The 5,781-nt window shown below is 70.2% G+C and carries 5 protein-coding genes; all 5 read right to left on the minus strand.

Features of this window, described 5'->3' with window-relative positions:
• Positions 1 to 60: 60 nt before the first annotated feature.
• The gene (locus H0U68_RS20665; RefSeq protein ID WP_296358785.1) at positions 61 to 750 is read right to left on the minus strand and encodes an amino acid ABC transporter permease; all 690 of its coding nucleotides are present in this window, start codon (positions 748 to 750) and stop codon (positions 61 to 63) included.
• Between the two features lie 13 nt (positions 751 to 763).
• Positions 764 to 1,459 carry an amino acid ABC transporter permease gene (locus H0U68_RS20670; protein ID WP_296358786.1) on the minus strand — a complete coding sequence of 232 codons (696 nt, stop codon included), beginning with the start codon at positions 1,457 to 1,459 and terminating at the stop codon, positions 764 to 766.
• An 18-nt stretch (positions 1,460 to 1,477) separates the two neighbouring features.
• Positions 1,478 to 2,299 carry an ABC transporter substrate-binding protein gene (locus H0U68_RS20675; protein ID WP_296358787.1) on the minus strand — a complete coding sequence of 274 codons (822 nt, stop codon included), beginning with the start codon at positions 2,297 to 2,299 and terminating at the stop codon, positions 1,478 to 1,480.
• A gap of 96 nt (positions 2,300 to 2,395) precedes the next feature.
• Positions 2,396 to 4,438 carry a CHAT domain-containing protein gene (locus tag H0U68_RS20680; RefSeq protein WP_296358788.1) on the minus strand — a complete coding sequence of 681 codons (2,043 nt, stop codon included), beginning with the start codon at positions 4,436 to 4,438 and terminating at the stop codon, positions 2,396 to 2,398.
• A gap of 1 nt (position 4,439) precedes the next feature.
• A partial coding sequence (locus H0U68_RS20685; protein WP_296358789.1) for a phosphoesterase occupies positions 4,440 to 5,781 on the minus strand: 1,342 nt, incomplete at its 5' end.

The raw sequence follows: 5,781 nt of genomic DNA on the forward strand, positions 1-5,781 counted from the left end.
TGCGTTGCGTTGCGTTGCGTTGCGTTGCGTTGCGTTGCGTTGCGTTCATGGATGGTGCCATCAAGCGTGCACCGGGCGGCGCTTGAGCCTTCGCTCCAGCCAGTAGGCCAGCCGCGACAGGCCGAAGCACAGCACAAAGTAGCTGAGCGCCAGCGCCCCATACACCTCGGCTGCGCGCGTGAACACCTGCACGTTGATCTGCGTGGCGATGAACGCCACCTCGGTCAGCCCGATGATGTAGCCGAGCGAGGTTTCCTTGATGGTCGCCACGAACTGGTTCACCAGCGAGGGCAGCATGCTGCGCAGCGCCTGCGGCAGCACCACGTGGCGCATCGCGCCCAGGTAGGTGAAGCCGAGCGAGCGCGCCGCGGCCCACTGCCCGCCGGGCACGCCGCGGATGCCCGCGCGCACGATCTCGGCGAGGTAGGCGCCGTCGAACACGATCAGCGCCATCAGCATGGTGCCGAACTGGTCGCTCTTGTGGCCGGTGAGCGCGGGCAGGAAGAAGTAGCCCCAGAAGATCACCATCAGTAGCGGCACGCCGCGCACCACGTACACCAGCGCCGTCACCGGCCAGCACAGCGCGCGCCACGGGCTGACCCGCGCCAGCCCGAGCGCGATGCCCACCGGCAGCGACAGCGCGAGCGCCAGCGCGGCCAGCAGCAGGGTCAGCGACAGCCCGCCCAGCGGCCCCTGCGGAAACTGGCCCATCAGGAAGTACCGCCAGTAGGTGTCGATTAATTCCAGCATCGGTGCGCCGTCCTCAGGCCGGGCGCACCGGATAGCGGTGCTCGAACACCGCCGCCGCCGCGGTGATCGCCAGCGACACGGCGAGGTAGGCCGAGGTGGTGAAGACGAAGGCCTCGGCGCTGCGGAACGAGTCCGACTCCACGCGCGCGGCCTGCGCCATCATCTCGGCCACGCCGATGACGGTGGCGATGCTGGTGTCCTTCCACAGGCTCAGCGTGCGCGAGATCAGTGGCGGCACGGTGATGCGGATGGCCTGGGGCAGCACCACCAGCCGCATGGCGCCCAAAAAGCCGAAGCCCAGCGCCCGCGCCGCATCCAGCTGGCCCGCCGGCACCGCGCGGATGCCGCTGCGCACGTCCTCGGCCATGTACGCGGCGCAATACAGCGTGAGGCCGACCACCGCGCACAGCAGCTCGATGTTGCCGCTCTGCAGCCACTCGCGCAGGCCTTCCGGCAGCATGGCCGGCACGCCGAAATACCAGAACAGCAGGTGCGCGAGCAGCGGCACGTTGTGGATGCTCTCCACATACAGCCAGCCCAGCGCGCGCAGCGGCGCGAACGGCGCCAGGCGCAGCAGCGCCACCGCCATGCCGAGCGGCAGCGCCAGCAGCAGCGTCATGCCCGCCAGCTGCAGCGACACGACGAAGCCGCTGAGCAGCCAGTCGTGGTAGCGGCCCGCCAGGACCAGGCCGATGTCGAACTGCGGCATCCTGCCCGGTCCCCGCGATTACAGCTTGTCGCTCTCGATGCGGAAGGCGCGCCTGGTGAACTGCAGCTTGCTGTCCGGGCCGTACCACTTGAAGAACAGCTTCTCGGCCTCGCCCGACTTCTCCAGGTCGGCCAGCACGCCGTCCACCGCCGCCTTCACGCCCTTCTCGCCTTTGCGCACGCCCAGCGCGATCGGCTCCACGCTGAGGTTGGCCGGCAGCACCGTGTAGTCCTTCCTGGCGGCGCCGAGCTTGGCGTGGTCGTTCATCAGCGAGGACTCGTCGTTGACGTAGCCCACGCCCTTGCCCTGCTGCAGCGCCAGGAAGGCCTGCTGCGTGGTCTCGAAGGTGACCACGTCCACGCCGGGCACGGCCTTGCGCACGTTGGGCTCCTGCGTGCCACCTTTGACCGTCAGCACCCGCTTGCCGGCCAGCTGCGCGAGGTCGGCGACACCGCTGCTGTTCTTCACCATCACCTTCTGGCCGGTGACGAAGGTGGTCAGCGAAAAATCGATCTGCGCCTCGCGCTCCTTGGTGTGCGTGAGCGACGCGGCCAGCAGGTCGATGCGGCCTTGCTGCAGCTCGGGGATGCGCGCGGCCACCGACAGCTGGCGGATCACCGGCTTCACGCCGATCCTGCGGGCGATGGCGTGCGCCAGGTCGACCTCGTAGCCGACGATCTCGCGCGTCCTCGGGTCCACGAAGCTGTTGGGCTCGTCGGTGCCGAGCACGCCGACCACCAGCTCGCCCTTCTTGCGGATGTCGTCGAGCTGGTCGGCGTGGGCGGCGGGAACGAGGGCCGCGGCGGTAAAGGCGGCGGCGGCAAGCAGGCGGATGTTCATGTTTCTTCGGCTTATCGGAATGTCGAGGTTGGCGAATGTAGCGACGGCGCGCGCCGCGGCAAACGACAGACTTCCGATAAGCACATGCGCATAAGCTCAGGCGTCCGGCTCCGTCTGGGACAAGCGCGCGGGAAAGAGCTTGGCGAGGACGCGGGCGACGTCTTCGCCGACCTGCACGAAGCGCGCGTTCACGTAGCCGAACCAGAGTTCATAGCGCTGCAGCTGCCGGAACGTGCTGTACGGCTGGTTGGGAAACATGTCTTCGCGTTGCAGCAGCTGGTCGACCCAGAACCGGGCTTCGCCGAGCCAGCCGTCCACCGGCGGTGCGCCGGCATCGCGGTCGGGGTAGGCATCGGCCCAGCCGATGTCCAGCAGCATCGCCAGCAGCGACAGCTCCACCAGGTTGCCCAATGCCCAGCCGGCATCTTCCCCGGTGCCATCCACCACCGCCAGCGACTGCGCATGCGCCAGCCGCCACAGCTGGCGCAGCTCGGCGTGGCGGCCGTGCTCCAGGCCGCCCGGCATGTCGTCGCCGGGCTCCTTCAATTCCAGCAGCAGCGACAGCGCGAGGGACTGCACCAGCGCCCAGGTGGCGTCGCGGCGCTCGGCGAAGCAGTCCCAGTAGAAGTCCCGGCTGCGTTCCAGCCAGAGCAGGCACTCCGCCATGAACCGCTGCTGCTCCTCGTCGGGCATCTGAAAGAGATTGGAGCTGGCCAGCACCACTTCCGCGCGCCGCTTGCCCAGGCTGGCCAGCAGACCGTTGAGTTCCAGCGTGCGCTTGGGCAGCTTGGGGATCAGCTGCTGCATGCGCTGCCAGGGAATGTCGATGCGCTCCGTGGCGCGCACCATGTGCTGCAGGCCGCGCGCCTTGCCGCTGGTGGCGTCGAGCAGCAGCGCGTCCGCGTGGTCCATCGCCACCCGCAGGGCGGCCTTGGCCCGCTCGACCATCAGCTCGCCCAGCTGCGCGTCGAAGTCGGTGGGCAGCGACGCGTATGTCGCGAGCGCAGCCCAGTCGTGGCTGCCCGGCTGCAGCACGTGCATGCGCCGGCGCAGGTCGATCAGCAGGGCGCGCGGGTCGGTCCCCCACAGCAGGCCCTCGTACAGCGTCTGCACCAGTTCCACCGAGCCGCCGAAGGTGAGCGGAAACTGCCCCGCGATCACCAGCGGGATGCCGGCTTCCTGCAGCGCGTGGGCCACGCTGGCGCCGGCGCCCACCACCGAGCCGCCGTTGGCGCCGTTGCAGCTGGCCAGGGTCACCACCATCGGCAGTGCGAAACCCTCGCGCTGCGGCCGCCGCAGCGGCCGCAGCGCCGATGCCAGCCGGTCGCCGCTGACCACGTCCATCTCGCCCTCGGCCGCGCCGTGCAGGGCGATGCCGAAGCGGAAATCGAAACCGTCGTGCCGCTGCACGCCATGCGCCAGCACGTGCACGTGCGTGTACTCGCCGCTCGCGCAGGCTTCCTGGATGTCGTCGAGGGTCGCCGCCGGCAGCACGTCGAGGCAGGCCGACACGCGCCGGCGCCGGTCGTCCGCGTCGGTCTCGTCGAAATACTTGACCCAGGGGTCGACCGCGCTGCGCAGCGCCAGCATGTGCGCTTCCACCGGCACCTGCGGCAGGCCGGCCGGTGTGGCGCAGACGAACAGCACGCGCGCCTGCGGGCTCCAGGGCAGCGCCGAGTCCTTCACGCGCCGGACCTCGCGCGTCAGGCACACCGGCGCCTGGTTCTGCAGCAGCAGCGGCTGGCCGAAGCCGGGAAATCCGTTGCCGGCCAGCACCAGCTCGAACGGCAGCAGCGCCAGCTCGGACGCCGACAGAATCAGCCGCAGATGGATGACCTCGTTGCTCTGCTCGCGATGCCGGTTGAGTTCGGCCGTGAGGCCGGGGATCGCCGACAGCAGGCGGCTCAGCTCGCGCCCGGTGTCCTGCAGCTGGAACTTGCGCTGGTTGTCGGCCAGCGGCGTCATGCCGAATTCGTAGGTGAGCGCGGTCAGGCGATGCAGGAACTGGTTGTGCTCGAAGGGCACGTTGATGGTCACCGGCGCATGGTTCTCGCACAGCGCGAGATAGGGCGTCAGCGGCGACAGCAGCTGGTTATGGGCGGGGCCGTGGCGCAGGAGTTCGAGAGTGACGGTGCGCATGCTAGCTCCTGGAAAATCGGCTGCCGATCACCGGCACGGCGCGGTACGGGGCGGCGGCGTCCACCTGCCGCAGCTCGCCATGGGTGCCCGCCGCGTCGTGCCAGAACGCGGCCACGTGCGGGCGCACGGGAACCAGCCCCGGCGCGTTGTCCAGCGCTTCGATGCTGCCGCTGGCCAGCGCCTCGAACAGCAGGCGGAACGCCGCGCCGTCTTCCAGCGTTTCCGGGGCGATGCTCACCACCCGCGCCCAGGTTCCGGTGTTGAAGTAGAACGCGCGCCGGGGTTCCCGCTCGATCGCGCGGGCCAGGTGCGTGTGGCCGGTGACCAGGTAATCGATGTTGGTGGACACGCGCTCGTGCATCTTCGTGTACGTCTCGTCCGGGTCGACCAGCAGGAACGAGCGGTCCTGCGCCAGCTCCTTCAGCTGCGCGCGCAGGGCATCCACCTTGTCGCCGCCGGTGATGAGCGTCCACGCCGCGCTGCCCCATCCCAGCGTGTCGGTGCGCGCGGCTGCGTCCAGCAGGTCGGCCGCGGCACGGCCGGTCTGCAGGTCGGTTTCGGCGATGTCCAGCAGCTGCATGCTCGCCTGCCGGCGTGCGGCCTGCCGCTGCGCCTTGGAAACGACGCCGCCGACCCCCGATGCGCGCGGTGCCTGGGGCATGCCGGGCTCCGGCGGGATGGCCTCGCCGAGCAGGCCGGCGGCCATGCGCAGCTCGGTCAGCTGCCGCTGCGCCACCACCGGCGGCAGCGCCAGCAGCGCGGCCGCGGCGCCAGGATCCAGCGCCAGCAGCGTCGGGATGACGGCCGCGGTTTCCGGCTTGAGCAGGTCCACGAACGGGAAGCGGTGCTTGATGTCGTTCATGACCTCGATCACCATGCGCGAGCCCGCGTTCGGCCTGTACACCTCGTCGGACGTCCAGCCGCGCAGGCCTTCGCGGCCGAGCCGGCGCAGCGCCTCGTGGTCCACCGCGTTCCAGGCGTCCACCTCGTTGCCGTGCACGCACAGCACGCGCGGGCCGGACGCGTCGCCGATGCGCAGCAGCACGCCCTGCCCGTCCAGCGCCCAGACCAGGCGGCCGGCCGCGGCTTCGTCGTCGCACAGCATCTGCTGCAGTTCCTGCCGCACCCAGGGCAGCGCCAGTTCCAGGTCGTGGTTGCCGAGCACCACCGCCAGGCGGTGGCCCGGCGCGCCGAGGAAGCGCCGCAGCGCCGCGAACACGGGCGAGAACGCCGCGTCCCCCGCGATGCGGCGCAGCTTCGCCACCGCCCCTTGCGCATCGAAGTGGCGCGCGGGCCGTTCGGCCAGGAAGTCGATGAAGTCGCCGTTGATCACCAGCGCGGGG

This window comes from Ramlibacter sp., from assembly GCF_013697775.1.
In the GTDB taxonomy this organism is placed as follows: Bacteria; Pseudomonadota; Gammaproteobacteria; order Burkholderiales; family Burkholderiaceae_C; genus Ramlibacter.